This window comes from Streptomyces sp. NPDC001407 (assembly GCF_042895325.1).
Lineage (GTDB): Bacteria > Actinomycetota > Actinomycetes > Streptomycetales > Streptomycetaceae > Streptomyces.
Genome location: NZ_JBIAWF010000014.1, coordinates 175,149 through 202,096, shown reverse-complemented (window position 1 = coordinate 202,096; position 26,948 = coordinate 175,149). Strand labels below are relative to the sequence as shown.

Here is a 26,948-nt window from a genome sequence, read left to right as displayed (position 1 = left end):
CGGCTGCATGGCCCCATTATGCCGCATCGGGGGCCCGGGACCGCCGATTCCGTTGCACTGCTGCTTAGTTCGGAGAAGACCTCTGGGTTATGAGCCCAGCGAGCTACCGAGCTGCTCCACCCCGCGTCGGTGCTGCCACTCTATACAGAGGTCCGAGCGGGGCGTTACGGGGGGGCGGTCTCAGCCGCGGACGATGTTCTCGGCCTGGGGGCCCTTTTGACCCTGGGTGATGTCGAAGCTCACCTGCTCGCCCTCATTCAGCTCCCGATAGCCGTTGCCGGCGATGTTGGAGTAGTGGGCGAAGACGTCCGGGCCGCCGTTGTCCTGGGCGATGAACCCGAAGCCCTTCTCGGCGTTGAACCACTTCACGGTGCCGCTGGCCATGCTGATGTCCTTCGGTATCGCCGGGCGGTACCCGGCTCGGGGTGAGTGCGGGCCCCTTCCGCTACGGGAAGAGGCCCGGCGTCCGTTCTACCCCTGCCGCAGCCGGGGTATCCACTTGTCCGCCCGCAGCGCCCCGCGGCGGGCGGAGCAGGCGGAGAGCGGGGACTACTTGCCCTTGGCGGCTTCCTTGAGCTTGGAGCCCGCGGAGACCTTCACGCTGTAACCGGCAGCGATCTGGATCGGCTCGCCCGTCTGCGGGTTGCGGGCGGTGCGAGCAGCACGGTGGGTGCGCTCGAAGGCCAGGAAGCCGGGGATGGTCACCTTCTCGTCGCCCTTGGCGACGACCTCACCGACGGTCTCGGCGAACGCGGCCAGAACGGCGTCGGCGTCCTTGCGGGTCACCTCGGCGCGCTCCGAGAGGGCGGCGACCAGCTCGCTGCGATTCATGGGGTATTTCTCCGTTCTGTGGATCGCCCCGGCCGGCGGCGCGGACGGGACAGCTCTGCGGCAATCCTGTCATTGACCTCCGGCCATACGGCGCCACCCAGCAGGTGCCGTCGACCACAGCTGACGGTGTGCCACCAAGACGGAGCAATCGCCGAGGTTCGGACTCGGCCTGTGTCCGTGGCGGGGTGGACCTGTTCGCGGTGCCGTGCGTGCGTTCCATGCGGAGCCGGTGGTCGGAGAATTGGCCGATTTCTGCTGTACCAATCCAGGTCACATCCGATGTAGAAGAGAAGGAGTCAAGTGCTGTGCAAGGACTACAGCACTCACGAATAGAGGGGGGCAGCACCTTGTCGTTCCATCTCCAGCCGCTGGCGAACGGCCTGCGCACCGACCACCCGGTCCCAGGAATCCCGTTCGTCGACGACTCCCACCTTCCGCTGGACGACGGCGGGGAGGCCATCGAGGCCGTGGGCCGCAACGCCGGCCGCGGCATGTGGGGCCGCTTCGACCCGGAGCGCGTCGCCGGCGGATGGCGGGCCTTCACCACGGACCCGTCCCGCCACGACCTCACCTGGGCCGTGCGCTCCCACCCCGAGCACGGGCGGACCGTGCTCCTCATCCGCAGCGGACAGGCCGCGGACCTGCACAGCGAGTGGCACAACGGGCCGCTGCTGTTCCGGGCCGGCGGCTACTGGTGGGACGGCACCCACTGGTACCGGCCGGGCCAGGTCTGGGACCGGGTCGCAGAGGAATTCGAGCGCCGCAAGGCCCGTGCCGCAGTCGCCGTGACGGCCGCCGACCTGCTCGACGGCAGCACCTCCCCCGAACGCGCCGCAGTGCTCAACGTCGCCGGCGTGGACAAGGAAGCACCGGGCCCGGAGAACTGGGCCGATCACCTGGCACTGTGGGCCCAGCTGTCCCGGGGCGCAGCGCGCGCTCTGCCGCTGGAGAAGTGCGTGGTCAACGTGAGCTGTCCCGAGCTGGCGGGGGATCAGCTGATCGGCGTGCCGGAGATGGCGGCGCTCGGGGGGATCGGTGCTTCGACGCTGCGCGCGTACATCGCCCGCAACGAGAGCGACGTGCCGGCCCCGCAGGCACTCGTCGCCGGCCGTGCCATGTGGTCCAGGCCGGTGGGCCAGGACTGGGCGGAATCCCGCCGCCGCTCGTCGGAGGGGGTGCGGGCCGTCGTGTCGGCCTCCGGCGAGCACAACGGACTGTCCCTGGGGGCCGAGTCGGTGCGGCAGCGGTTCACCGAGGACTTCTTCCGGGCCCTGTGGGAGAAACCTGGGCGGCGCAGCCAGTGGGTACTGCGCAGCCGCAACCAGGAGGCCGTCCGCGACGTCGCCGACGACCTGGCGTGCACCGTCGCGCTGAGCCTGGACCGCATCCTGCCCCCCGACCTGCTGCGCACAACCGTCCGGCACGCCATCCTGGACGACCTCGGCCAGGACCTCGGAGGCCGCGACGGCGCGGAGGTGAAGGGGTATGAGATCCGCCTGACGATGCAGGTGGCCAAGATGCTGGACTGGCTGATCCGGCATCACCCCGACGTCGCGCAGCACACGATCGGAGACACCTTGCGGCAGATCGAAAGCCGCTGGGGCATCCCGTCCCGGGTCGCCGGCGAAGGACTGCGTGCTTCACTGGAGATGGACAGCGAGCTGGAGGAGACGGTGCTGACGGAGTACCTGGACCGCGTCTTGCCGACTGCGACGTCGGGATCCTGACCACCGCACCGAAACAGGGGGCGTCCCGCGCGTGTTCCGGCGCGGGACGCCCTTTCGCTGTGCTGCCGCCGGCCCCGCGGGGCGGGCGGTCTACGAGCTGGTGACGGCGTCGGCCGGCTGGGCGTGACGGGTCAGTCCTGCGGCGGTGACGGCCTGGAGGTGTTCGGGGGGCAGGGTGCCCCAGCGTTTGCGGAGGTTGTTGAGCCACTGGCCGACCTTGTACTCCTCGCCGTCGAGGAGGACGGTGTCGCGCTGGCGGATGTGGACGTGTCCTTCGCGGGCGCGGAAGGCCTCGACGGCGGCCAGGCCCTTGTCGAGCTGGCGCTGCTGGCGGGCGGCACGGCCGGCGGGCTGCGGGGGTTCGTCGGGGGCGGGTTCGATGGGGGTGATGCCGAGCCCGGTGACGAGCTTGGCCTGTTCGGGGTGGAGGGTGTGGAAGGTGAGGCTCTGGGTGCGGACCCATTCGCCGAGGGGTTCGTTGTCGTCGGTGAGGAAGTCGCCCGGCAGGTCGTCGAGGGTGATCGCGGCTTCGGCGTAGGTGCGGGCGGTGTAGTAGAGGCGCTGCCAGACGATCGGCCACGGCGGGTTCCACCAGGGGTCGATGTTGGTGAGAGCGGTGTCGGTGGGGTCGGGTTCGAGTCCTTGTGCGGCGCGGTCGCGGGCAGTGCGGCGGCGGTTGGTGAGCCAGCGGCCGAAGGCGTAGTCGCCGATCATCACGTCGGAGGGGACGGCGAGGTGGCCGTGGCGGCTGGCCCACTGGGTGGCGTGGAGCAGGCCGCGTTCGGCGGCCTGGGTGCGGAGGTTCCAGATCATGCCGATCTGTTCGAGGGCCTTGATCTGGCGGGGCTTGAGGGTGCCGGCTGCGTAGGCCTTGCGCATGCGGTTGATCCAGCGGCCCAGGGCGAAGCCGTGTTCGTCGTCGTGGAGTTGGGGGACGTCGAGGTGGCCGATGGTCTCGTAGTAGGCGGTGGCGGCTTCCAGGCCGCGGCGGAAGGAGGCCTCGCGGGGGTGGAGGACGCGCAGCCGGAAGGCCTGGGCGATGGTGTCGGCGGGGAAGGGCCGCTCGAAGACGACGTCGAGGGGGACGGCCTCGGCCTCTTCGTCCTCGGGTGTGGTGAGGGAGGGCTGCTGGGGGACGGCGAGCCGGTCGGCGATGCGGTCGTCGTGGGCTCGCAGGGCCTGCAGGACGCGCCAGAGCGGCTTGTAGAGGTTGGAGGTGAGAAGGTCGTCGGCGTCCTCGCCGGGGGCGACGTAGACGGGGACGATCAAGGTGGCCTTCTTGCCCTGGCCGGGCTTTTGCCGCAGGGCGCGGCCGACGGCCTGGACGGTGTCGACGATGGACTCCTTGGGGTCCGCGAAGATGACGGTGTCGATGGCGGGGATGTTGACGCCTTCGCCGAGGAGGCGGGCGTTGGCGATCAGCGTGCGGTGCGCGGGCTGAAGGCCGTCGCCCGGCCGGCCGTCGAACCGGTCGAGCAGCATGCGGCGTACGGCGGGGTCCATGGTGCCGTCGATCGCGGTGGCCCACAGCTCGCCGGGGTCGGGGCAGCTGGTGCCGGTGGCATCGAGGGCGTAGAGGCGGTCGGCGGTCTTGGGGAGGGTCGCGGCGAAGGCGTGGGCGTCGGCGATGCGGTGGTGGAAGGAGACGGCGCGGCGCAGGTCGAGCTGGGCCATGGCGCGCAGCACGGCGATCTGGAGGGCGGCCTGGCGCAGTTCGGCTTCGGTGGCCTTGTCGGAGATGCCGAGGCGGGTGCGGATGGTGGCGTGGTGGACTTCCATGACGACGACGCGGTAGTCGGCCAGGAGGTCTAGGTCGATGGCTTCGGCGAGGGGGAGGCGGTAGCAGGTCTCGCCGTAGAGGGCGGGGTCGTCCATGGAGGCGATGAGGGCGGGGTCGTCGTCCTCGCCGGGCTCGCCGGCCGACCAGATCCTGGGGGTGGCGGTGAGGTAGAGCCTCTTGTGTGCGGGGACGAGTGCGTCGTCGTGGACGGCGGCCCAGCGTTTGCCCAGGTAACCGCTGGTGCGGTGGGCTTCGTCGACGGCGATGAACGACCAGGGCGGCAAGGCGTATTCGCGGTGGGCGGCCACGACGCGGCCCAGGGAGTGGTAGGTGGCGAAGACGGTGAGGTCGGGGTGCTGGTGGACGGCGGCGGTCAGGGCGCCCGGGTTGGTGGTGTAGGGAACGGGCTCGGCGGTGTTGGGGCGCTTGGAGCACAGGGCGAGGACGGGGCCGGTCATGCCGGCGGTGCGCCAGTCGTCGATGGTCTGGGCGAGCAGTTCCAGGGTGGGCAGCAGCACCAGGCGGGTGCCCTGGGGGGCGACACGGGCCGCGGCACGGGCGGCGATGTAGGTCTTCCCGGTGCCGCAGGCCATCACGATGCTGGTCCGGGCCGTGTGGCGCAGCGCGGTGTGGGCGGCGTGGACGGCTCGGGACTGGTGCGGGAACAGCCGCACCTTCGGCAGCGGGGCGGTGGTGGTGAGTGCGGCCACGGTGATGGGTCAGCCTCTCAGGCGCAGTAGGGGGCGGGCGGGTCAGTCCGGCAGACCGAAGCGGATGTGGTCGACGTCGGTGAGCTCGACTTGCTGCAGGGTCTGGGCGCGGGTGCCGCCGTCGGTGAAGTAGTCCTCGCGCAGTCCGTCGGCGACGATCTGGGCGAGCTCGTTGTCGCTGGCCCCGGCCGCTTTGGCCTCGTAGAGCTGGCGTGCGACGGCGGCGTCCAGGCGGCGGGTCAGGCGCCGGTAGCGGGGGTCGTTGGTGGTGCCGCGCGGCGAGGTGAAGCCGAACTTCCCGCGGACGTCGACCTTGATGCCCTTGGTGGTGATGGCGTCCTGGAGGCGGCGGGCGCGGACGAGCGGCTGCCAGAGCTTCTTGACCTCCGCCTCGATGACGGCGGCGACTTCCGGTTTGGCGGTTTTGATCTTGTTGTCGCGGTAGCGCTCGACGGTGCGCTGGCTCCGGCCGATCTTCTCGGCGACGGCGCGGGCAGCCTCGGCGGGGGTGAGGTCCTTCTCCTGTTTGAGGAGGAAGCGGATCCGGGCGCCGAGGGTCTTGGGGATCGGCTGGGAGAAGGCCGTGTCCGCGGCTTCCTCCAGGCGGTCTTCGAACAGTCCCACGATGGTTCACGGTTCCTTATGTCTCAGGCAGCCGGCACGAGGCTGGCGTCCTTGATCTCGTTGGCGATGTTGACGTGGTCGGCGAGCAGGTCCAGCGCCCAGGCCATGGTCTGGCTGCCCTGGTGCTTGACCGAGCCGGGGTTGACGCCGAGGCGGAATCCTCCGCGTACGGGCTGGCCGTCGGGGCCGAGCAGGACCGGCAGCGGGGAGAGGCCGTCGGCCGGGTAGACGACGCAGTCGGTGTTGACGGCGAGCGGGAACCGGTTCGCGGTGGTCGCGAGGTTGTGCATTTTGCGGTGCATGTTGATCCGGGCCTTCGACAGGATCATCGCGCGGATGTCGGGCCGCCAGGTCTTGCGGTTCAGGGCGGGCCAGGGCTCGCCGAAGACGTAGTCCAGGCCGGTGGGGCGCTGGCGCAGCTTGCCGATGCCCGACTTGGCGGTGGACTTGATGGCGTTGGCGAGGGTCACTAGGGCCGGGTCGCCGTTCTTGTAGACGGCCATCGCGGCGAGGAATTCCTCGTCGTCGAGGTCGCCGGTGACACCGAGGCCGGCCATCGTGGTCAGGTAGGCGGCGCGCAGCCGCTCGTACCAGGGCTGGAGGTAGGGGCTGTGGGTCTCGCGGACCCACGCCTCCAGGGGGCGGACGTCGGCGCCGAGTTCGACGGCGTAGGCGACGGTGGGCGTGGCGTACCAGGCGGGGCCGTCGGGGCGCTCGCCGCTGGAGGTGAAGGGGTTGGGCAGGCGGGGGTCGATCTCGACGTGCGAGAGGTCCACGTACCAGGAGCCGGGCAGGTCGGGGTCGAAGTGGGGGTTGCGGGGGCGGTGGATGGCCGGGCCGGTGCCGACGTGGAGACGGCGGCAGGCGGCGAGGTAGGCGACGGAGACGTCGAGAGCGACGACGTGGGGTTGGGCGCGCTCGTCGTCGGTGATCAGGTCGACGGGGCGGATCCAGATGCAGGCTTCCTCGTCGAGGGCTTCGCTGGCGGGCCGGCTGCCTTCGTCGGGGTAGTCGGCGGCGACCAGGGGGTGCTCGTCGGGAGCCTCGCACGGGGCCGGGTCGACGACGCTGTTGAGGGTGTCGGGCACCGGTGCCGAGACGTACTTGCCCTTCTCCGTATCCCACAGGGCCCTGGTGGGCGGGCGCAGCGCGGTCATGAGTTCCTCGCCGGTGACGGCGACCGTGCCGCGGGGCGTGATGACCTGGTCGGCGAAGGAGCCGAGGAGCCGGGCGAGTTCGGCGCCGGACAGGTCGGCGGCGTTGCCCCAGGCGCGGGTCTCCAGGGCGTTCCAGGGCACGAGGGCGAACTGGACGCAGTGGCGCTTGCCGTCGAGGCGCTTGAAGACGCGCGGCCAGGGGCCGAAGCCGGACTTGGTGAGCTCCCAGCCCGCGCGGGTGAGGTTCTTGACGGCCTTGTGGTCGGCGGGCAGGCGGAGTTCTTCCTGGTCGTCCAGGTGGGCGGGCAGGCCGAAGTGCGCCACGGCGGTTTCGGTGAGGACGAGCAGCGGGTCCTGCTCGAAGCCGTTGTCGTGGAGCTGGGCGGCGCCCAGGCGGATCTTCTTCTTGTCCAGTGCCCAGGCGGTCAGGGCCTGGAGGGTCTTGGCCGGGCACGCGACGGTGCGGCCGTCGACGAGGTGGGCGGTCAGGGCGCCGTCATGGACGGCGAGGACGGCGAGCGGGCCGTCGGCGTGCTCGGGCGCCACCTCCTTCTTCACGGGCACGGACGGCTTCTTGGCGGACCTGCGGCGCGACGCCGGTGCTGCCGTCGTGGCCCCTCGGCGCGGCGAGGCCGCCGGCCGGGCGGGCTGCGCGGCCGGGGCAGGGACCGGCGGTGCCGCCGGAGCGGGGGTGGGGGTGATGGCCGGGGTGGCGGGCGCCGCGGCCGGGGCCGCCGGGGGGACGGGGGCGGTTGCTGCGGGGGCCGGCTGGGTGCCGCAGCGCGGCACGCCCATGCGGGCCATGGCCTCCAGGTAGACGTGGCGGGGCCGGCCGTCGACGAGGTACGGGGTCGGCTGGCCGCACCGGGCGCAGGACCGGGTGATGCCCTCGGGCAGCTCCGTCCAGGAGCCGGGAGCGTCGTACTCGGGTTCCGTGACGGCCGCCGGCGCCGGGGGGTCCTCCCAGGTGATGTCGGGCGGTTCCTCGATGTCGTAGTCGAATAGCGGCTCGGACTCCACATCGGGGGTGACGACGGCCGCCTCCGGGGCAGCGGACTCCGGCGGCGGGGCTGGGGTGTGCGACGTGTCGGCGGCGCGGGCAAGTTCGGCCGCGAAGTGGGCCAGCAGGCGCGCATAGAGCTGCCCGGTCCTGCCGCGGGGTGTGCGCGGGGGTTCCTTCTCCCAGGTCCACACCGTCTCGCGCGAAACCTCCAGCGCAGCGCCGAGCTGGGTCTTGGACCAGCCCCACTGCTCACGCAGCCGCGTACGCTCCGCCGGGTCCGGCAACGACGGCACGGGCCCGTCCAGGCAGACCTGCGCGAGAACGACGGCCAGCTCAGGCGCCAGCACTGCGTCGGGCATCTCTTCCTCCACTCACCGATCTAACGCGAATCTAACGTACCGGCGCCACAACCCCCTGTCAATCCTCATCTCTATTTTTAATTGCATCTCCGTTGTTGCACATCTAGATTCCTACATGTACTTTCATGCCTGCGGGCCGGTGAACGGCCCATCTGCCTTCAGGAGGAACCCCTTGCCCACGTCGGACTTCATCGCCTCGGCGGCCCAACGGTTGCGCGACGGCGCCCCCATCAGCGCTCACGTACGCAGCGAGATCGCACGCTTCATGGAGCAAGCGGCCGCGGACGACGGGCACATGCCGGAAGAGCCCGAAGCGCGCCGGTGCGCCGTTCGCATCGCCGCCGCCCTGGAGACGGACGGGACCAAGCCGGCGGACCTCACGGACGCCGCGCCGGTTTCCACCGACTCCTTGCTGGGCGCGATCCGCCGCGACGGCAGAACGGACCCGGTGCTCGTCGTCATCACCCCTGACCGCATCGAACTGCGCACCCTGGACTGGTTCAGCGCGCACTGGTCCCGGGAGGCCGGGCACAGCAGGGCCCGGCGACACGAGCCGCTGTTCTTCCGCCTCCTGGCGCCCGGCACGGTCCGCCCTCAGGGCTTCTCGGTCCACGGCGAACGCCACCACGGCCACGCGTACGCCGAGGGGCGCCGCTTCCTGTGCTGCACCGCCGTGATCACGACGGCGCCGGAGTACCCCGCCGACCAGCCCCAGCACTACCCCTTCCGCTACTGGCAGCACGACCCCGCCCCGGGCGAGCCGCCCATCACGGACGTGGAGACCTACGCCCTGCCCCGCTGAATCCGGGGGCGCGCGGGGTCCTGCCCCGCCCGGCGCGCCCCCGGCTGTCCACCACAGCGTCACCGACGAAAGACGTGATCATGAAAAACCCCCGCTATACCTGGTCCCCCTATCCGTGCACGACGTGCAAGGACCCCCAGGCGCGGTTCGTCCCGGAAGACAGCGACTGTCCCAACAGCCTCCTGTGCACCCGGTGTCTGCACCACGGCCACCTTCCCTACGTCACGCTGGAGGCCTTGAAGAGCCGCGTCGCGCACGGCCAGATCGTGGCCCTGCGTGGCGGCGTGCTGCAGGTCGCCACCGTGCAGGGCGACCCGGTCCCGGAGGGACTCACCGCGTACACACGGCGCATCGCGGACCTGGCCGAGTCCAAGGGGCTGCACATCATCTGGCGGTCCGGCAGTTCCGGCGGGTGCTGGCACAGGCTGGTGCTGCGTCCGCACGGCCCCCACGGCGTACGCGGGGACATGGACATCGGCGTCCGTTCCGGCAAGGTTCTGCGGGCGCAGCTCCTCTACCCCGATGGCAGCTCTGTTCGCTGGGAGGGCGCCGGCGCCGTGCGCGAGGGGCTGGCGAACATGCCCGCCGCGGTCTGCCCGCCGTACTGCGCGGCCGAATCCCCGGACGTCTGCACCAGGGTCAACCAGTGCTGAGCCACCGGGCACACGCCACCACCGCCGGGGCGAAGGGACGCACGGTCACGATGTCCCGCCCGCCCTCACCCGATCACCACCCGGAGAAACCCCCTCATGTCCCTCTTCGCGCCCGGTACCACCGACTATGACCCCGCCATCCTGCTCCCCAACCGCCACGACACCGTCTCGGGACTCCCGGCGGCCAAGTGCCCGTGCGACGGCACCCCGGGCGTCCGGGACGGCAAGCTCGTCAACCACTTCCCGCCCATGTGGCAGGGGCGCCCGCCGACCCTGGAGGATCCGTTCCTTCCGGGCACGGCGCTGTGCCGCTACAGCGGCCGGACCGTCACCCTCGCCGCGGCCCTGGCACGCGACGAGGCGCAGACCCCCAAGGAGCGGGAGATCGCTCTCACGGTGCGCACCAGCCCCTCCGTGTGGCTGGGCCTGCTCGACTGGGTGGCCTTCGGGGACGTGAAGGTCGGCGACCGCATCGGCTTCACGGATACCGAAGACGACTACGAGCGCCGCTTCATCCGGCACGAGCGGGAAGGTGTCGTGACCCGCAAGGGCGCCACCTTTGTCGCCGTCGCCTGCGTGCCCGATGCCCTGGGGGACAAGGCCCGCCTGAAGAAGACGGGCTGGAAGGGCTTCCGCGTCCGCCGCAAGCACTGACCGCCCCAACCCGCCATCAACCACGAGGAGATCCAGTTCATGCAGCTCACCACCGACATCTCCGCCATTCCGGCCGACTCGCTCGACACCCACCGCGTCGCCGACCACCAGGGCGCCGCCCACACGGCCCTGTTCAACGCCTACACCGGCTTCCTGATCGACCTCGCCTGCGGCACGGACCGCCATCAGGCCGTGCACCACTACGAGAAGTTCGACCCAGCCCGCCTCACCGACGCTCCGCTGTCCTGCCCCGCTTGCGCGGCGATCGACGCCGGCGGCCCCGGCGCCCCGCAGAGTGTCGCCGACACCACCCGTGAGCTGGCCGCGAGGGTTCTCGCGCTCGCCGACAGCCGTGGGTACGCGCACGAGCTGGACAACGAGGCGCTGCGGCTCTCCTTCGCCGCCCTCGGTCTGGGCACGTCCGAGAGGCTGTACCCGCTCATCCGGGAGCACTTGACCGCCGCCATGACCCAGCGCGCGCTCACCGTGCCCGACGGCACCCCTCGTGTGCTGGTCAAGTACACGCGCTACACCGGCGGCACCCTCATGGTCCCGGTGGGCGTCGGTGACCGGCTGATGTATGACGGGGTCGCCAGCGGAATCTGGTACACAGCCAGGGTCACGGCCGTCGAGGAGCGTCCGAACGGCATCGTGGTCACCGTTCTGGAGAAGGACTGGCCGCACCCGAGCGAGTGGAACGCAGCGGACTTCACCCGCCGGTTCTTCAAGCTGGACCGCGGCCCCCTGGCGTGATCGGACCGGCCGCCCGCCCCGCCCCACCAGCAACTGCCTGTCCCCGCTTCCCGACCGCAAGGAGAACACCGATCATGACGCCCCGTCCCCATCTCCCCGCCGAACCTGGCGAACCGGCCGCCCCCGGGTCGCTGGTCGTCGTGGAGGACGGCGACATCCTCATGCGTCGCGGTCTTGCCGACTACGCCCCGTCCGCACAGGTGCACGTGATTGAGGCCGCCATGGCACTGGAGGACTTCCGGCTCGGCCGCGGCCCCGGTGACCTGGAGAGCGCCGAGGCAAGCGCAGACCGGGCCATCACCACGTTCCAGGCCCGCACCGGCGAGCGGGACGTGGCCGCTTGGCAGACCGCCGTTACCTTCATGGTCGAGCTGAGAGCCGCGCGCTACAGCGCGGACCGCATGCCGGTCTTCGACCCGGTCCCTCCCGTGCCGTCCCTGTTCACACCGGTCAGCCCGATGCGGCTGGAGAGGATCAGCCACGAGGGGTACACCCGCATCCTGGACGCCGGCCGCTGGCTGGACCGGGCGCGGCGGGGCGGCAAGGAGTCGGACATCGCCCGCGTCCAGCACGCCATCGGTGAAGCGGCCCGGCTGCTCCGCGACGAACTGAGCGGCCTGTCCCTGCCGCTGTGGGTGCTCATCTGCCGCTACTACGCGGAGACGCACGGGGAGAACCTCCGGCTGCGCAGCTCGACCGGCACGGCCAGCACCATCTGATGCCGTGCTGAGGCCCCCTCGGCGCGGCTTGAGGGGTCGTTCCTTCCCGCGCCACCCTGACCTGGCCCTGCACCTCCGTCTGCGGGGAGGCGAGATCCACCACGGTAGCCGGAGCGCTGGCAGTCGTGCCCGGCGCGTGGACGGGAGGGCCTGTTTGCCAGGCCGGAGCTGTGTGCGCGAACGCGAAGTCCCGTACGGGGGACGGGCGGGCGGCGCGGGGGCGAGAATGGCGGCCATGTCACATTCTCTGGCGCGCTGCGTGGAGGCGGTCGCCCGGCTGCTGGACGCCTGTGGGCCGATGGAGCCCGTACGGCTGGGCCTGAGCGCGCAGGATGCGCAGGCCGAGGTGCGCGGGAGCGGGCCGGCCGCGCGAGCGAGCCTGGACCGGCTGGCCGCGGTGTCGGGGACCGGCACGGTCGCCTCGCCGCTCGGCGGGACCCTGGCGTACTCCGTGACGGCCGACCTCGACGACGGCCTGGTCCTGGTCGCCGGCCTCGCCGAGCCCGTCGACGGCTCCGAGGTGACGGGCCGCACGACGTCGACAGCGGCCGCCTCCACGCTGCTGCGCGCGTTGACGCCATGGGTGCATGGGCTCGATGTCGACGTGCTGCAGGCGGCGGAACTGTGGGTGGACGACCAAGGGCACGCCTTCACCGTGCGGCTGCTGACGACCGCCGGGCAGGGCACCGACCTGGAAGCGGTCTTCGCAGCCGCCGGCAAGGGGCTCGACCGGCTCAGGACCCGGCGCACCGACAGCGGCCTCGACGGCGCGGGACACCTTCCGTGCGGCCGCATGGTGCAGATTGGCGTCGTCCGCCTCTACTAGAGACCGGCTCCCCAACTCCCGGAGGACTGCCAGTCCTCCCGTCCAGGCGCTACTTCTTCTTGGCGGCACGCTGCCGGGAGCGCCGCGCCGCGCGGCCGGTCAGCTGGCTGCCGGACGGTTCAAGACTCAGCACGGACTTGGCCACTCCGCCCTTGCGGAGTGTGCGGTCGACGCGCTCCAGGCTTGCCGCCTCCACCGTTCGCTGCTCCACAGCCATCGCTCCCCTCGACTGACGCACCCTGCCCACTCTGTTGAAGAAGCTACCGAAGTCCTTCGTACCGGACCGGCGTCTTCGCCATTCCGCTCAAGAAGGGATGGCCTCCCCGAAGACAGTGCGTTGCAATTCTCTCTTCTTGCGCGTATCTTGGTGATTGCTGGAGGTGAGGCACTCCCTCCAACAGGGCCCCGACGGCGCTGGCTCATGCGCATCGGCCCCCTTTTCCCCCCGCTTCCCGAGGAGCCTTCGCATGCGCGGCACCGACATGCCCACCACCCCCGAAACCATCCGCAGCCGGTTTCTCGCCTACCACGCTGCCTGGCTCATACGGGCCGAAGCCGAACGGGGCGGCTGCGCAGACCCGGAGATCCAGTCGCTGGCAGCACTGCTCGTGCGTGTGGAGAACGGTGAGGGGACTCCCGAGGTCCGCGTGCGCTGCTTCTCCGACAGCGGCACCGGCTGGACGAAGCACGCCGTGATCACCGCCGGGCTGTCCATCGACGGGACACACATCCCCGCGCACTCCCCCATCACGTACGGCCCGAGCCGCAGCCGCGACGGCCGCCTGAAGGCCCACGAGTGGATCAAGCGCCAGATCTGGCGCAAGGACCCCCAGCGCTCCCGGCTCGTCGTCGACGAGCACGTGCCCGTCCGCTGGGAGACCGACCCCCGCCCGTAAGCCGCCCCGCCCTCCCCGTCTCCCGAAAGGACTCCCCCTCATGAGCGACCGCCTCGAATGGGCCCACGTCACCAGCGACGCCGAACTCCTCTACCCCGGCAGCGACATCGACGAAGCCGTGGTCGATCCCGGCGAGATCGCCGTCGCCCTGTGGACCGGGTCCAATGGCATCGCACTCCACGGTTCGCGTCAGCGAGTCCTCGACCGGCTGCTGCAACTCGCCGCCGCCGTCTTGGACGCGCCGCCGGTACCCATCCACGAGGCGTGCATCGCAGAACAAGTGGACATGTGGTACTGGGAGCCCGACGGGCCCGTTCTCGGCCCGCTACCGCCCGCAGCACCGGCTCCGACCTGGTGCGGGGAAACCCGACCCGTCGCCGCAGACCCGCGTCTGGCCACCTGCCCCCAGTGCATCGAGACGTGGAACGACCTGGCCCCGCGAACGCCGCTCAACCTGTCCCACCCCATCGCCGCACTGTCCTGAAGCACTCCCGGCCCCTTTCCTCTCATCCAACTCCTTTCCCCGCTCGACGGGGTGACCGATCAGGGCGTCAAGAACGCCTTGGCGCAGCGGCCGTCCATCCCGCACCCCCTCTTTCACACCCACATCGAGATTTCGTCCGGCCGTCCTGTGCAACCCGGCCATCGAGAAAGGCTCAACGCCCATGACCACCAGCACCAGCGCAGCTGCGGCCGAAGCGCTCTACCGGGCGCTGCTCACCGAGGCGTCCGCATGGTCGAGCGACGACCCCGAGGACCTGGCCGTGCTCGAAGCGCTCGACGCAGCGAAGGCCCCGAGGGACAAGCTCGCGGTGCTCCAGATCTCCTCCCTCCTCCCGTCACAGCTGTGCGCGGCGGTCATCGACACCCTGGCCGTCCTGGACCCGGACGCCTACGCAGACATCCCGCCGGACGCCGCACCGCAGTCCGCAGCCTCCGAGCGGGATTTCGCGTTCCTCGCCCTGGCCACCGTCATGCTGCACAGCAACGGGTCTACCGGGAGCGCGGCGTATCAGCGGGTGCGGCAGATCGCGGGAACCGGGACCACACCGGCCGCGCCATCCATGGATGCCGTCCGCGTCAGCACCCTCCGTATCGAGCCGGACAGCATCCGCCTGACCTTCGGCGGCAATCCCTTCACCAGCGCGACGGTCGCAGCGCCCGCCGCGCTGCTCTCGCCCGAGGTCCGCACCAGCCTGGACAAGGTCGTCGCCCACTTCTGGGAGCCCCAGGAACAGAACTTCGCCGAGCAGGACCCGGACGACCGCGGGTCGCACATCTTCCACGATCTGCGCCGGCTCCGTTTCTACCTGGACCGTGCGACGGCGTAGCGCCGCCAACGTGGGTCCGCTCCACGAGCGGGCCCCATTCGCCCCTCTCCTCTCCCTTTTGTTATGTCCTAGGAGTTCCCATGGCTCTGACCGATCACAACGACGTGTTCATCGGCTCGACTGACGATGCCCACACCTTCGTCCTCCTCAACCGGGCCATCCCCGGCGGCCACCGCATCCTGACAGCGGCCGGGTTCAGCCCGCACGAGCATCTCGGCCGCACCGTCTACCTCCTGCCGCCCGAGGAACGCGGCGACGCGGCCTCCGACCGGACCAGTACCGCGATGGCGCAGATGATCGAGCACACGCTGGACATCGTCGAACTCGCCTGGACCACCACCTTCCACAGCCCCGTGCCGACCGGCAGGCCCGAGGTCCATATCCAGATCTGCGGAGCCACGGTGATGGCCACCGCCGACACCGACCGCGCACGCGCCGTCCTGGCCCAGTGCGGTTTCGTCGCGCAGGGGGACGGCGTACTCCGGCTCCCGGACGGCGTTGACGAGCCCGAGGCAGTGGGCCGGATTGTGCGGGCCGAGGCTCATCTGCTGGTCGACGGCTGCACGATCCGCGTCGACCTCGGCATCGCTACGCCCGCCGATCTTCCTCCCGCTCCCGGCGAGCACGCCTGAGCCCCCTTCCCCTTCACCTCTTCCTCTCTCGCTTCTATCGGCCCTGGAGCATGACGTGCCCGATCCTGAGCTTCACCGCATCCGCGACGCGCAGATCACCGTTGTCGACGCCGCCCCCGAGGACAACATGCCCAGTGGGGCCTCGCCACGGGTGTGCCCTACGTCCGCATCGAGGACCAGAGCGACGCGCCCCGTCTGCTGCTGGTCGAGGTGAACAACGGCGGAGAGAGCGAACACCGCTATCCCCTCGTCCAAGGAGTCCCCGCATGACCCCCGACCGCTCTTACGCCCTGGCCCGCGAGCTGCTCGATCTCGATGCCGACTACACCGTCCACGTCCGCACCGCGGATGGCTGGCAGCAGCCCGCCGACCCCTACCATCGCGAGCTGCCGGGACTGGATGTGCTGCTGGCCGCCCGGCGCGTCCTTCGGGCCCGGCCCGTCGGCAGGGTGTGGAGCCCGCGCCCCGAGACACTGCACGTGCGGACCGGCGACGGACGAGCAGAGCTGCGCTTCGTGCCGAAGCACCTCGCCGAGGCGCAGCTCTGCGGCGCAGCCGACTGCGCAGGGTCCTTCGACGACGCGGGCCGCTGCGCGCGGTGCACCACTGCCTCACGGTTCGCTGGGGCCGTGGCGCCGGCCCCTGTGTGGAAGGTGCTCGGCTGGGCCGACTCGGCCGTCGTGCCGATCAGCCGCAACGACCTCACCACCACGGACCTGGTCACCCTGGCCCGCGCCTGCCACTCCCTAAGCCGCCGTGCCTTCGCCGGTCATACCCTCCTGTCGCCGAGGCCACGGCAGTTGCTCGACCGCCTCGCACGCGCCTTGGACGACCTCGACGAAGGCCGCCCTCACACGCCGGACATCGACGAGGTGTTCTCCCGCGCCGAGTTGCTCACGCTCGCCGGTATGGCGCTGTCCTTATACCGCGATCACCATGACCCCGATGACGTCCTCACCCGGCCCGTGGTGCTGCTGGTGACCCACCTCGACTACGCAGACGCAGCAGACTGATCCTCTTTCCCGTGTCCCGCACAGTGCCGGGCCCGGCGCGCCGGCCGCGGGCCCCGCCTCCGGTTCCCGGCTCCCTTTCCACCCACCGTGCCGGGCGGCCGCGAAGCCGCCGCCCGGCACGCAGGCCGGCTCGAGTTCCGGCACCGACAGCCCCCTGGGCTGGCATGTGGCGATCCGGTCAGCCGACTCCTACGTCCTGGCAGCCGGCAGCATCACCCCGGCCGGCCCGTACGCCCTCTGCCACGACGCGCCCCCTGCACCGTGGCCCGACTATCTCGGCGACCATTTGTCCACCAGCCCCACCTCGGCGCGCTGCACCACCCGCACCGCCTGAGCACGGCAGAGCAGCCTCCTCGGCTGCCCGGCCCTGTTCCCGCCCGCTGTATCCCGACGTCTTCCCGGAGCCGCGGCGGGGCCCCTCGACGAGGAGAGCCCGCCAGCAAAGGAGCGGAAGAGCGGGCCGGCCTACGGCGCCCACGAAGGGGTGAATGGACGCTTCCTTGCTGAGGGGCCGTTATGGTCCGGGCAGGCAGGACACGCACGCCGATCGCCGACCGTCACCGCGCCCACGCCGCGGTGGCCTTGACGGCCCAGGCTCCCCCGGGACGGGTTTCGTTTTCCGGCACGGGCCCGTGAGCCGACGTCAGCCTGCCCACCGAGGGCGTACCGGGTCGGGAGCGTGGATGTCCCGGCTGGGAGCGCACCGTGGTGAGAAACGGGTCCAACGTGCACAAGTCCAGGAGTCGCAAGCGGGTCGCCGAGGACGGCGTGTCCTACCGCGTGGCCGAACGTATCGAGACCGCGGCGCGCGACAGCAGGTCGGCGGCCAGCAGGCACGGTTCGGTCGTGGGGCTGGTCACGACCGGGAGTCTTGATGAGGCGCGGGGGCTGGCCGAGAATCTCGCCGCCGCCTGGGTGCTGGAGGGGGAACGGGTCCTGGTTCTGGAACAGGCCCGACCGTTGTCGGGCTTCTTCCTCTACCGGCAACGGAGCCAGCGGCGGCCGGTCCCGAAGCTGGCGACGGAGTGGAGCGAGCGGTACGCCCATCCGGGCGGCGGCCTGCTGGCCGCCCTGGCGGTACGCGATGACGAGGGCCTCGGACCGCTGCGGGACGAAGGACCGGTCCAGACAGCCATCGCGGCGCACCGGGCCGACTTCGACCGCATCGTGCTCATCCAGGACATTCGGTGGCACAGGAGCAGTGCCGTGCAGGCGTACGTCCCCGTCGTCGAGCAATGTTGGATCCCTCAGGGTTACGAACAGACAGTCCATCAGGGCACGTCGGCTAGCACCCTGGCCTACCGCTACAGCCCGGCCCAGGCTGCGGCTCTGCTGCGCGAGCGGCTGACGTTGGAGCTGAGCCGAAAAGCAAATCTTGCCGAACTTCCCCTGCTGGGGCTGCTGCACCACGAGGTCGGGTCGTCAGAACAGCAGCAGCCACCGCCGGGGTTCACGAAGGCCGTGCTCGAGGAGATGGCGGCGGGCGGAACCCCAGTCCTGGCCACAGTCCCGCACCTCTTGCCCAGAATCGAGAAGAATCAGGTCTGCTATCCCCTTCCCGTGATCGACGCACCGAGCTCGCCGGAGGCCGTTGCGCTGAAAGTTGCCGCCCAGGCCGTGCGTACGGCTCTGGGTCGAAGCGCACGCCATGATGCGCCGGCGAACGCCAGGTCCATGGGAAGTGGCGCATCGGCGGAAAGAGCCTCCGCCGCTCGGTAGCCCGGCTGGACGCGGGCCTCGCGGCGGCTCGGAGGGCGGGCAGCCGCTACGGGAGGTCGTAGACGGTCACCGGGACGCCCTGGTCGGTGAGCCGGTGGCCGATGAGCGGTTCGATCTCCGCCCATCGGCCGCCGGCCAGTCCGCATCCGATCCGGGGCATATGCACCGAGGCCGACAGGGCCAGCGCCCGCTCGGCCAGCGAGGCCAGGGCCTGGTCGACGGCGTCGTACCGCACCGGCGCCGTGGTCCTGGCTCGGCTGCGAATGCCGTGCTGTCCGATCATGTTGGCCACCCACAGGCCGTCCTCAACGCCGACGAGCTGGACGGCACCCAGGGCGAAGCCGCCGTTCGTACCGTCGCGGTACCACTGGCGGTAGGCGGCCTCCGGCTGCGGCCACCGGCGGGAGAGCGCCACCACAAAGCCCGCGCCCCACCCTCCGGAGTCGTTGGACACGTGAGCGATTATCTTGGGCCCTGGCCCGATGGGCTGGGTCGCGTCGCCGCGTACGTAGGTGATCTTCATCCTCATGGGCCGACGCTATCGAGCGGGTGTGACATCGCCGCCGAGGATGGCACGCAGGGCAGTCCTGCCCAGATCCTCAGCCATCTAAAGGCATCATGGGGCCGGGCCGAGACGAGTCCCGGCCCGAGCCCACGTCCCGATGCAGAGGGAGGCGCAGGGTGTCGAACGTCTCGGCGGGCTTCCCGGTGATCACCGGTGAAGAGTCCCCTTCCGGCCTCGGCGAGAGCCCCGAGAACCGGGCGGCCTCCGTTCGCCGGGCCATGGAGGGGCTTTGGCAGATTCGCAAGACGACGAACCCCTCGTCAGGCCGCGCGGTGTCCGTCCCCGCGCAGTGGGAGCGCCTACAGCCTGTGCGGGCAATCGCCCTCGCTCTCGAAGCGGCCCGGATCCCCGCGTCCACGGTCGGCGCCGACGGGCGGCGTCTGTCGACCGGCTACCGCGTGTACCAGGCCGACGGAGCCGTCCGCGTGGAATGGCTCGGCCCGCCCGGCAGCCGGGCCCGCTACGAGCAGCACCAGGAACTCGCCCGCTGCGCAGCGGCCTTGCAGGACCTCGGCTGGCAGACCCTGGAGTACCGCGGGGCGCGCGGCCACCGCTGGCTCGAGGTCGAGGCCCCGCCTTCGGCCTGAGCACAGCCACGAACGGACGGCTTGGCCCGGCAGGAGTTCCCCCGGCCTCCGAGCGTTGTCAGTGACACCCGCTAGGGTCCCCCGGGTACGGCAGTTCGAAGGGGCGTGGCGGGGCGATGGAAGCGATCACCGTGGTAGGGCTGACCCTCGGCTGGCTGGCGCCCATCGCCTTCGGTGCCGTCGCCGCGGCCAAGTACGCCTCCTCCGGGTCGCAACGGCCGCCGCTGGTTCCCAGACCTCTGCGGTGGCTGGTCTGGGTGTCCCTGTCCTTCGCCACCCTGCAGGCCGGCCGCGCCGTACACCTGCTTCCCCACCCGCACGGCTTGGTGCTGTCGCTGGCCCAGGTTGTGGTGTGGACCACCGGGCTCCTGGCACTGGTGCCCATCGTGCGGCGCGTGCGCTGCGCCGCACGCGCGGACATCTTCCTCGCCCGGGTCGTGGCCGAGTCCCTCCCCCAGCTGACTGCCGCGCAGCGGCGGGCACCCGACACGCAGACGAGTGAGCTACTGGAGACAGCCCGGGCCGCGGCCGTCGACGGCCGCGGCAGGCAGGCGTTGAAGTCCGCACGGCAAGCCGCCGGGCTCATCTTGCACCGCCAGGCCCCCGGCACCGACGGTGGCACCGCGCTGCACGAGTTCCTCGACGGCCTGTGCCGGACCTACAGAGTCTGACCCGCGCCCGCCACTCCGACAAATCTGTCGGCCATTCCCCACTGTGAGCCAGCCTTGAGCATGTAATGCCGCATCCGGGCGAACACGTTGGCCGCGCACGTCGCGGCGCGCGCCCGTGTGGCTGATGTCGCGGGAAACGGCCTCCGAAGAGGGGCCGGTGGTGCCAGTGTGACGTTCCATGCGAGGACGATCAGGGTCCGGGGGCGGCGAGGTGCTCCTGGCAGGCAACGCGCACGCCGTGTCCCCCGCTGGGCCGGGTGCCGTGCGCCGGACGGAACGCAGTGCCCGCTCCGGCGCCGGGTGGCCGACCGTGTTGAGCCCGGACGAGCGGTGCCTGGTGGAGCTTGACCGCCAGCAGCGGACCCGGGCGGCAGCCGCCGGATGCTGGGGCCAGCAGCGTCTTGAGCAGCAGCTCCTGCAGGCCCTGGTCGATCTCCACTGCGGCGCCGGCCGCGTCAGAACGTCCATCGGTGACCACTTGTTCGGCATCACCGCGGCCACCATGGGCAGCTCCTGCCTGCACCTGGTGGTGCTGCCCGGCCTGTGGCCCGCCCTGGCTGAAGCCCTGATGCCGCATCTCCTCACCGCGCCGGACGGCCTCGTGCAGCTGCGCGGCATTGCCGGGCTGCGCGAGCGGCAACCGCGTGCGGGCCACGGTGATGTGGCGCTTGTCGCGTGGGGCGGCGACGGCCGCCTCGTCTTCCACCACTGCGGCAGACTCCCCTCGGACACCACGGGAGCCGGCGCGCAGGCGCGCACCGCTTTGCACCGTGCCGACACGCTGCACCGGCTCGAGGACCTCAAGCGGCGTGAGGAACTGTGGAGTTCAGAGGAACTGCACCAGGCAAGCCGCGCCCTGCGGGCCGCCCTTGCCCGGCTCCCGCGTGTGGAGGGCGCGGGCCACCAGCCTCCGCGGCCGGTGCCCGTACCGCTCGGGGCAACCAAGTACGCGATCGCGCCCCCGGTCGTGCGGGAACCGGAGCCGTCGCCCAGGGGGAAGGTCCTGTTGCGCGCGCAGCAGGACCTCCTCGACCACGCGGAGGCGGCCGGGCCGCGCACGGCGGCCGCGGTGTGTCCCGGGCAGCAGCGGCTGGAGCACCACTTGGTCCGTGCGCTGGGGTCTCACGCGGATCTCGATCCCGAGCCGGGCCACTTCTTGTGGGTCACCCATGCCCTCGCCGGGGCCGCCTGCCTGCATCTGACGGTCCAGGAATGGCGTTTCCCCGCTGTTTTCAACGAGCTGATCCCCTACTTCTGCGACGGAGACACCCTCAACGGCACCCCCGGCCTGCGCCAGCGCCCCGGCACCGATCCGCAGCGCGTCGAGCTCGTCCCGCTCGACGGCCACGGGCGCCTCGTCTTCCACCTCACTGCCCGGCACGTGGAGGAGTGGAAGGAGTGGGAGACCGAGAGCGAGGAGTGCTACTACGTCTACTGCCACGCCGGTTGTCCCCCGGCGCCCTGCCCGCGCCAGGAACTCGCGACCACCGATCGCTCGCTCATTCACCGGCTGCATCAGCTGCCCGGGGTGCACCCCGCCGAGCACCAGGCGCTCCTGGCCGCGGGCGACCGGGCCCAGTGGGCCGAGACCAGCCGCCGGCTCCGCCAGGCCCTCGCCCGCCATCCGGCCCCCGCCCCGGCACACCACCACCCCATCCCCCTGGACCTCCCCCGGCTCCCCACCGCACCACCACTGCCCGCCCCCGGGCAACGTGGCCGCGAGCGAGGCCCCCGCGAACTGCGGCCGGAGGCGTTCACCCGGGAACCGCAGGCCCGGAGCACCGAGGACCTCGCCGCCGCCCTGGCCCGCCAGCTGCTGCCGATGCTCGAGACCGGGGCCGCCGAACCCGGTGACGTGATCTACGACGCCCACGCACTCGCCCAGCGGATCGGCGGGCCCCGCTCCACCGCCAACGGCATCCAGATCCTGCGGCGCGTCTCCACCCGGTACGGCCTGGTCCGCAACCGGCCCGTGCGCACGGAGGACCCGCCCGGCCCGCTGATTGCCGGTCACACGATGACGTGGGAGATCAGCCCCGCCGCTCCCGCCCTCGCCTCCCTCGTCGCAGCCGAACTCCGCAACCCGTAAGCGTGCGAGAGCGGCGAGCCGCAGGGCAGTCCCGCGCTGGGAGCGTCGTGGCCGGGGCTGGGGCATCGTGCCCGGCTCCGTCCGCTCAGGCCTTCACGCCGTCAGGCCGGGGAGGCGGACGGCGGTGATCCGGCCAGCGGTGTCGAAGCCTATTTCGGCCGTGGTGCCGCCGGGGAGGTCGGCGAGGACCTGGTCGTCGTCCTGACGCCACGGGACGGCGTGGTGGTCGAAGAAGCCGGTGACCACCTGGCGGGGTGAGTGGCCGAGCAGGGAGGCGCCCGTGAGCAGGGTCCTGGGCAGCGCGACGGGGTCCAGGCCTGCTCGGGGGACCTGCGGGTCGTCGGGCAGGAAGTAGACGTGGGTGACGTGGCCGGCGGGCTGGCCGATGTAGCCGGGGGCGCCGGTGACGCCCATCCCGGCGAAGGCCAGGGTCTCGGCGGCGCGCCGGGGGTCGGCGAAGCCGGCCAGGTCGATCACGTCGGTGGTCAGCTCGGCGATGTTGTGTGCGCGTCCGAAGCGTTCGGCGGCCTCGGCCAGAGACACCACTGGGGTGCCCTGCAGGCTGGGGTTGGCCCAGCCCCACATCCATTCGTGCTGGTCTGCATCGTAGGTGCCGAGCACGGCGACGCGCAGTTCCACGCTGCCTTGCTGGTACCGGCACGCGGCAAGATCCGCGTTCCACGGGGCTTGGGGCAGGAAGTTGGTGAGGGTCTGGAGCTGTGCGGCGCCCCAGGCCGCGTGGCGCTCCGTCTCGTCGAGGAACGCGTCGCTGAACTGGATCATGGTCCAGGAGCCTAGCCGCGGTGAGCGTGGTGCCGTCCCCGGGGATAGAGGGTCGCTGTAGTTAACCTGCGGTCATGACGACTTCAGATCACAGCGATCCGCGATCAGGGAATCCAATCGGTATGCCGGTGTCGGGCCGCAGTTCCGCCCCCGCCGTCGCCCGCGTTTATCCCCACCCGGAAGAAGCTGGCCCCTTCACCGAGATCGTCGAGATCCTCGATGATCAGGGCGAGGTCGTCGTCGACGACGGAGAGGTGCGCGACCATCCCGAGGTGCCGCTCACCGGGGAACAACGTGATGCGGTGGTACGGCGCCTGGGTTTCAAGCGCACTGGGCCATGGGCCCTTGACGGAGAGCGGGCAGAGGCGCCAGTCGAGCCCGTGCGGCAGTCGTGAGTCCGGCCGGTGCCCAGTCCGGTCAGGTCGGGCGGCGGATCCCCGCCAGCAGGTCACCGGGCCAGCGTGGCGTGACTATCTCGCAATGGCCGGCCACGTAGTATCAAAAGCATCCTGATCGCCCAGGAATAGGTGCTTTTGGCATGTGTGCCGTGGCGCCTTTTGCCCCGCACGCCCGGGGATTCGCTTTCTTGAGCTCCTGCCTCGAGGTGAATCCCGATGCCTGCGTTTCCCTCTGCCCTTTCTACTGCGTCCGCGGGGCCGTCGTGGGTACCGCCCGTGCCGGGCGCGCTGCCCACATGGCGGCGGCGCCTGCGGTCCCTCTACGGCGAACCCTTCCTGCGCGGCGCCCTCGCCCGGGCGCTCGACGCGGGCTGGTACGACTACGTCCCGCTCGACCGGAGCGTGGGCCAGGCCGTCGGTCTGATCGCCACCCGGCAACAGGAGCAGCTGGCCCGCGCTCGCCTGTATATCGCCGGCCCAGCCCTCTCCCAGGCCGCCGTCGCCCGGTCCTCACGTGCCATGCCCCAGCCGGTGGACACCCGGTACATTCCCGGTTGGCGGTTGGGCCAGGACTGCGGGCTCATGCTCTTCGCCCATCCCCTCGTACACGTCACGACCCTTGCCGGGAACGGGGCGGTGACATCCCCGGTCGTCGCTGCTTCCTGGAGCAGTTGGCCTCCGGCCTGCGCCGGCCACGATCGCGCGGCATACGCATCCGGGAGAGCCCCGTGCCAGCGGTGGCTCATCCGGTCCCGCGACAAGGAGGTCACCCGCTGCCCCGGCGAGGAGGCGAAATGGCTGCTGCTGACGCTGTATCACTTTGTGCCATCGGCTCTCGTGGAGCACGCCCGGCTGATCGGGCTCCACGACATGGTGGGGGCGGTGGGCGTGACGCGTTTCCCGCTGGTGCCGGCCGCCGACGTCCTGCTCCCTCTGCACCCGAGCCCCCAGACGGCCCCGGCCCTGGAGGACGGTCTCGCGACAGCCTCGCGCGCGGTCGCCGCCGCATGGCGCCTGTGGCCCCGCACCGGCCCCACGACGGCACCGGCCCCGCCCGTCACCTGCGTCGCGCAGCGTCCGTCACGGCAGCGGGCAGACCGCCGGCGGGGCATCACCGATGACGGCACGGTCCGCGTCGTCGACCTCCCCGCCCGCAGCCGCCGCGCCTCGCGCGGTCCGCGGGGCCCACGGGCAGCGGACACCGGCTACGTGTGGGAGGAACGGCGCGAGGTCGAGGCGTACGACCGGTACACGTGCCAGAACACCCGCCTGCACGCGCAGGACCCCGGCCTGCTGCTGCACGAGCACACGCTCGAGCAGGTCCGCGGCTACACCGCCGGCCCGCCGGGCGCCCCGATCCGGCGGCGCGAGACCGTCTACCGCACCCAGTGACCCGCCCCCGGGGCCGCCGCGCCGTCGGCCAGGCCCTCGTTCTGAAAGGACCCATCGCATGCGCGAGATCGCGGCGCCGAAGGTCTCTCTTGACCACCTCCACGCGCTGATGGCGTGCAACGGCCAGCAGCCGGTGCTGTATCTGCGGCCGCCCGACGAGCACGATGGCCACGCCACACTGGAGACCGGACCGGAATGCTTCACCCACCAGGAGCGGGTGGTCATCAGCCTGGAGAGCCTGCAGGACTGGCTGGGCCTGCACGGCCAGGACCCCGACGACGACATCTGCCGCCACTTCCTTCCCGACCTCCAGGACGTCGTCGAGCGGATCTGCGCCGAGGGCGACGAACGGCCGCACACACCGGAACCGGACGAGCCCCCGAACGGATCCTGACCGGCACGCCGCCCGGCATCACAGGGTGCCGGCTTCCCGCGTCCGCTGCCGTAGAGGCGCAGCAGCGCGGTTGAGCACAGACCAGGACGCTGAAGTTCGGCCTGGCCAACTCGAAGCACCCTGTCAGGGGTGCGGGTCACGGCGCGCTGCGCGGATCGAGGCCTCCAGCGCGGCCATGAGGTCGACCGGCGAGGCGGGTTCGGCAGGCGGTTCCAACTCTTGACCGGCCGCGTTCGCCTCGGCCAGCCGTTCCAGGGCGGCGACGTACTCGTCGTGCTGCTCAGGAAGGGCGTCCTGGGACAGGGCTTCGACGAGGACCTCGGCCATCGCCAGTTCGCGATCTGCCGGCGCCGTCGCCGGACCCCGGTGTTCGGGGGGTTCGTTGCGCTCGTGGGGCCAGTAGAGAGTGTGGACCAGGAGGCGGGAGCCGGCGTAGGGGCGCAGGATGGCCGGGCGTTCCCGTGTGCGGATAGCGATCTTGCCGATGCCCACGCGGCCCGAGCGGGTCAGAGCCGCAGCGAGGAGGGTGTACGGCCTGGTGGCGCCGGGCCCATGCGGCTCGGCGTAGTAGCCGTGGTGGAGGAGTGCCGGATCGATGCTGTCGGCGGGGACGAAGCCGGCCAGGTCCAGGACTTTGCGCGCGGGTAGGGGGAGGCGGGCGAGGTCCTCGTCGCGGAGGACCACGGTTCCCCTGGGCGTTTCGACGCCGTGCGCGACCTCCTCGTAGGAGACCTCCTGGCCGTCGGCGTCGCATACGCGGCGGTGCCTGATCCGGGCGCCGTCTGCCCCGTGGACCTCGTGGGTCCGGCCCGGGTGCTCGGTGCGCGTGACGGGGTACAGCTGGACGGGCACGGCGATCAGGCCCACGCTGATCGTCCCGCTCCACACCGGCCTCATGCCATGCCCCAGGTCACCACGGGCGTCTGCACGGACCGGCGCCCAGCACGGGGCTGGCCGGGGCGGATGAGGAGGAGTGAGCGGCCATGGCCTTAAGCATCTGGGCGATGTGCGTCAGGTGCACGCCGAAGGCGGCCGCCGGGGCGCGCCGGGCCACGGCATGTGCGGTGGCCGGCACGGGGGCCGCCGTGCGTGCCGTGCCGGTGGTGTGCGCGGCGGCCCCCAGGAGGAAATCAGAGGTAGGCGATGGGGTTACGGGAAGGGTGCGGGGTCGTGGTGGGCTTGCCGACCCGGGCGTCGCCGCTCAGCAACCGGCCTTCGAGGGCGTGGCGGACCCCGTGGCGGGTGATGCCGGTGATCTGGGCGACCGCGAGCACCATCTGGCTCGGGGCGATGATCTGGACTTCGTCTTGGGCCAGGGCGCGCTGTGCATGCAGCCTCCACAGTCCGCGGCCCGTCTCCCAGGCTTCCGTCTCGGTCATCCCGGGGCGCCAGCCGATCATGGTCCGGCCGAGCGCGTCGCCCGCGCGGGCCGGCCGCGAGGGTCCCAGGCGGATCTGCAGCAGGGACCCAGCGCCCGACCCCCAGAAGACAGCCGCGGACCGGACGAGGCGGAACGTCTTCTCGAGCAGCTTGACGCACGCGGTCCATTCCTCATCACCGCGCCAGGGAATCGCGGCGGCCTCCTGGAGGGCGACGGCCGCAGTGCGGGCGGCGCGGGCCGGCACCGTGTCGGGCCCTGCGAGCGGCGGAAGGAGAACGGGGTGGCCACCGCGGATGGCATCCGCGGCGGACTCGGCGTTGTCCTTGAACACGGCGATGACGCGGGCCGCGCGGCGGGCAAGGTCCGGGGCTGCCCGGCCGCCCGCGACCAGCGCCATGGCATGAGCGGCGGCGTGAAGTGCGGCCCGGCCCTCGCGGTAGTAGTCCTCGCCCACGAAGTCCATCAGCGCATCGCCGGCTTCCTTCGCCGCGGCTTCCCA

General features: G+C 71.4%; 30 protein-coding genes. 20 read left to right on the top strand and 10 right to left on the bottom strand.

Annotation, left to right across the window (positions count from 1 at the left end; all coding sequences use genetic code 11):
• Window positions 1-180 precede the first annotated feature (180 nt).
• Window positions 181-384 carry a cold-shock protein gene (locus ACFY1P_RS20845; protein ID WP_390751503.1) on the bottom strand — a complete coding sequence of 68 codons (204 nt, stop codon included), beginning with the start codon at window positions 382-384 and terminating at the stop codon, window positions 181-183.
• A 165-nt stretch (window positions 385-549) separates the two neighbouring features.
• Window positions 550-831: an HU family DNA-binding protein gene (locus ACFY1P_RS20840; protein WP_390751502.1), complete on the bottom strand. Its 282-nt coding sequence runs from the start codon at window positions 829-831 to the stop codon at window positions 550-552.
• Between the two features lie 347 nt (window positions 832-1,178).
• Between ACFY1P_RS20840 and ACFY1P_RS20835 the strand changes: the two genes are divergently transcribed.
• On the top strand, window positions 1,179-2,558 hold the full coding sequence (locus tag ACFY1P_RS20835; RefSeq protein ID WP_390751501.1) for a hypothetical protein: 1,380 nt from the start codon (window positions 1,179-1,181) through the stop codon (window positions 2,556-2,558).
• A 90-nt stretch (window positions 2,559-2,648) separates the two neighbouring features.
• Here the strand turns inward: ACFY1P_RS20835 and ACFY1P_RS20830 are convergent, their stop codons facing one another.
• From ACFY1P_RS20830 to tap, 3 genes are read right to left on the bottom strand one after another with little or no spacing between them, the layout of a single operon-like run.
• Window positions 2,649-5,048 carry a Helicase associated domain protein gene (locus ACFY1P_RS20830; RefSeq protein ID WP_390751500.1) on the bottom strand — a complete coding sequence of 800 codons (2,400 nt, stop codon included), beginning with the start codon at window positions 5,046-5,048 and terminating at the stop codon, window positions 2,649-2,651.
• Between the two features lie 42 nt (window positions 5,049-5,090).
• The gene (tpg, locus tag ACFY1P_RS20825) at window positions 5,091-5,672 is read right to left on the bottom strand and encodes a telomere-protecting terminal protein Tpg (protein ID WP_390751499.1); all 582 of its coding nucleotides are present in this window, start codon (window positions 5,670-5,672) and stop codon (window positions 5,091-5,093) included.
• A gap of 23 nt (window positions 5,673-5,695) precedes the next feature.
• Window positions 5,696-8,191 (bottom strand): telomere-associated protein Tap, encoded by a 2,496-nt coding sequence (gene tap, locus ACFY1P_RS20820; protein WP_390751498.1) that lies wholly within the window; start codon window positions 8,189-8,191, stop codon window positions 5,696-5,698.
• A gap of 172 nt (window positions 8,192-8,363) precedes the next feature.
• On the opposite strand from tap, the gene ACFY1P_RS20815 reads away from it, so the two are divergent.
• The 6 genes from ACFY1P_RS20815 (at window position 8,364) to ACFY1P_RS20790 (ending at window position 12,598) form a co-directional block, all read left to right on the top strand.
• Window positions 8,364-8,993: a hypothetical protein gene (locus tag ACFY1P_RS20815; RefSeq protein ID WP_390751497.1), complete on the top strand. Its 630-nt coding sequence runs from the start codon at window positions 8,364-8,366 to the stop codon at window positions 8,991-8,993.
• Between the two features lie 80 nt (window positions 8,994-9,073).
• Window positions 9,074-9,646 (top strand): hypothetical protein, encoded by a 573-nt coding sequence (locus tag ACFY1P_RS20810; protein ID WP_390751496.1) that lies wholly within the window; start codon window positions 9,074-9,076, stop codon window positions 9,644-9,646.
• A gap of 96 nt (window positions 9,647-9,742) precedes the next feature.
• Entirely contained in the window at window positions 9,743-10,300 is a 558-nt protein-coding gene (locus ACFY1P_RS20805; RefSeq protein ID WP_390751495.1) for a hypothetical protein, read from the top strand.
• Window positions 10,301-10,339: 39 nt separating this feature from the next.
• Window positions 10,340-11,053, top strand: coding sequence for a hypothetical protein (locus tag ACFY1P_RS20800; RefSeq protein ID WP_390751494.1), 714 nt, complete (start codon window positions 10,340-10,342; stop codon window positions 11,051-11,053).
• Window positions 11,054-11,127: 74 nt separating this feature from the next.
• A complete protein-coding gene (locus ACFY1P_RS20795) occupies window positions 11,128-11,772 on the top strand; it encodes a hypothetical protein (protein ID WP_390751493.1) in 645 nt (214 codons plus the stop codon).
• 235 nt (window positions 11,773-12,007) lie between these two features.
• Complete coding sequence (locus ACFY1P_RS20790) at window positions 12,008-12,598, top strand: hypothetical protein (protein WP_390751492.1); 591 nt, start codon at window positions 12,008-12,010, stop codon at window positions 12,596-12,598.
• A gap of 49 nt (window positions 12,599-12,647) precedes the next feature.
• Here ACFY1P_RS20790 and ACFY1P_RS20785 read toward each other — a convergent pair whose 3' ends face one another.
• The gene (locus ACFY1P_RS20785) at window positions 12,648-12,809 is read right to left on the bottom strand and encodes a hypothetical protein (RefSeq protein WP_390751491.1); all 162 of its coding nucleotides are present in this window, start codon (window positions 12,807-12,809) and stop codon (window positions 12,648-12,650) included.
• A 256-nt stretch (window positions 12,810-13,065) separates the two neighbouring features.
• Here ACFY1P_RS20785 and ACFY1P_RS20780 point away from each other — a divergent pair, with 256 nt between their 5' ends.
• The 7 genes from ACFY1P_RS20780 to ACFY1P_RS20750 all read left to right on the top strand — a co-directional run bounded on the left by ACFY1P_RS20780 (window position 13,066) and on the right by ACFY1P_RS20750 (window position 18,189).
• Window positions 13,066-13,494, top strand: coding sequence for a hypothetical protein (locus ACFY1P_RS20780; RefSeq protein WP_390751490.1), 429 nt, complete (start codon window positions 13,066-13,068; stop codon window positions 13,492-13,494).
• A gap of 40 nt (window positions 13,495-13,534) precedes the next feature.
• Window positions 13,535-13,978 (top strand): hypothetical protein, encoded by a 444-nt coding sequence (locus tag ACFY1P_RS20775; RefSeq protein WP_390751489.1) that lies wholly within the window; start codon window positions 13,535-13,537, stop codon window positions 13,976-13,978.
• A gap of 181 nt (window positions 13,979-14,159) precedes the next feature.
• A complete protein-coding gene (locus ACFY1P_RS20770) occupies window positions 14,160-14,825 on the top strand; it encodes a hypothetical protein (RefSeq protein WP_390751488.1) in 666 nt (221 codons plus the stop codon).
• 80 nt (window positions 14,826-14,905) lie between these two features.
• Window positions 14,906-15,457, top strand: coding sequence for a hypothetical protein (locus tag ACFY1P_RS20765; protein ID WP_390751487.1), 552 nt, complete (start codon window positions 14,906-14,908; stop codon window positions 15,455-15,457).
• Between the two features lie 266 nt (window positions 15,458-15,723).
• Window positions 15,724-16,470, top strand: a complete 747-nt coding sequence (locus ACFY1P_RS20760) for a hypothetical protein (RefSeq protein WP_390751486.1) — start codon at window positions 15,724-15,726, stop codon at window positions 16,468-16,470.
• A 166-nt stretch (window positions 16,471-16,636) separates the two neighbouring features.
• A complete protein-coding gene (locus tag ACFY1P_RS20755) occupies window positions 16,637-16,804 on the top strand; it encodes a hypothetical protein (protein WP_390751485.1) in 168 nt (55 codons plus the stop codon).
• A gap of 392 nt (window positions 16,805-17,196) precedes the next feature.
• Window positions 17,197-18,189, top strand: coding sequence for a hypothetical protein (locus ACFY1P_RS20750; protein WP_390751484.1), 993 nt, complete (start codon window positions 17,197-17,199; stop codon window positions 18,187-18,189).
• Between the two features lie 46 nt (window positions 18,190-18,235).
• Here the strand turns inward: ACFY1P_RS20750 and ACFY1P_RS20745 are convergent, their stop codons facing one another.
• Window positions 18,236-18,718, bottom strand: coding sequence for a macro domain-containing protein (locus ACFY1P_RS20745; RefSeq protein WP_390751483.1), 483 nt, complete (start codon window positions 18,716-18,718; stop codon window positions 18,236-18,238).
• 152 nt (window positions 18,719-18,870) lie between these two features.
• On the opposite strand from ACFY1P_RS20745, the gene ACFY1P_RS20740 reads away from it, so the two are divergent.
• The 3 genes from ACFY1P_RS20740 (at window position 18,871) to ACFY1P_RS20730 (ending at window position 22,101) form a co-directional block, all read left to right on the top strand.
• Window positions 18,871-19,341, top strand: a complete 471-nt coding sequence (locus ACFY1P_RS20740; RefSeq protein ID WP_390751482.1) for a hypothetical protein — start codon at window positions 18,871-18,873, stop codon at window positions 19,339-19,341.
• Between the two features lie 116 nt (window positions 19,342-19,457).
• Complete coding sequence (locus ACFY1P_RS20735; RefSeq protein ID WP_390751481.1) at window positions 19,458-20,012, top strand: hypothetical protein; 555 nt, start codon at window positions 19,458-19,460, stop codon at window positions 20,010-20,012.
• Between the two features lie 310 nt (window positions 20,013-20,322).
• Window positions 20,323-22,101 (top strand): hypothetical protein, encoded by a 1,779-nt coding sequence (locus tag ACFY1P_RS20730; RefSeq protein ID WP_390751480.1) that lies wholly within the window; start codon window positions 20,323-20,325, stop codon window positions 22,099-22,101.
• 93 nt (window positions 22,102-22,194) lie between these two features.
• On the opposite strand, the gene ACFY1P_RS20725 is transcribed toward ACFY1P_RS20730, so the two are convergent.
• Entirely contained in the window at window positions 22,195-22,884 is a 690-nt protein-coding gene (locus ACFY1P_RS20725) for a DUF6882 domain-containing protein (protein ID WP_390751479.1), read from the bottom strand.
• A 74-nt stretch (window positions 22,885-22,958) separates the two neighbouring features.
• On the opposite strand from ACFY1P_RS20725, the gene ACFY1P_RS20720 reads away from it, so the two are divergent.
• The 3 genes from ACFY1P_RS20720 to ACFY1P_RS20710 all read left to right on the top strand — a co-directional run bounded on the left by ACFY1P_RS20720 (window position 22,959) and on the right by ACFY1P_RS20710 (window position 25,068).
• Window positions 22,959-23,279 carry a hypothetical protein gene (locus tag ACFY1P_RS20720; protein ID WP_390751478.1) on the top strand — a complete coding sequence of 107 codons (321 nt, stop codon included), beginning with the start codon at window positions 22,959-22,961 and terminating at the stop codon, window positions 23,277-23,279.
• A 279-nt stretch (window positions 23,280-23,558) separates the two neighbouring features.
• Entirely contained in the window at window positions 23,559-24,674 is a 1,116-nt protein-coding gene (locus tag ACFY1P_RS20715; protein ID WP_390751477.1) for a hypothetical protein, read from the top strand.
• 58 nt (window positions 24,675-24,732) lie between these two features.
• Entirely contained in the window at window positions 24,733-25,068 is a 336-nt protein-coding gene (locus ACFY1P_RS20710; protein WP_390751476.1) for a hypothetical protein, read from the top strand.
• A gap of 123 nt (window positions 25,069-25,191) precedes the next feature.
• Here ACFY1P_RS20710 and ACFY1P_RS20705 read toward each other — a convergent pair whose 3' ends face one another.
• Entirely contained in the window at window positions 25,192-25,965 is a 774-nt protein-coding gene (locus ACFY1P_RS20705) for a Ku protein (RefSeq protein ID WP_390751475.1), read from the bottom strand.
• A 233-nt stretch (window positions 25,966-26,198) separates the two neighbouring features.
• On the bottom strand, window positions 26,199-26,912 hold the full coding sequence (locus ACFY1P_RS20700) for a hypothetical protein (protein WP_390751474.1): 714 nt from the start codon (window positions 26,910-26,912) through the stop codon (window positions 26,199-26,201).
• Between the last annotated feature and the right edge of the window lie 36 nt (window positions 26,913-26,948).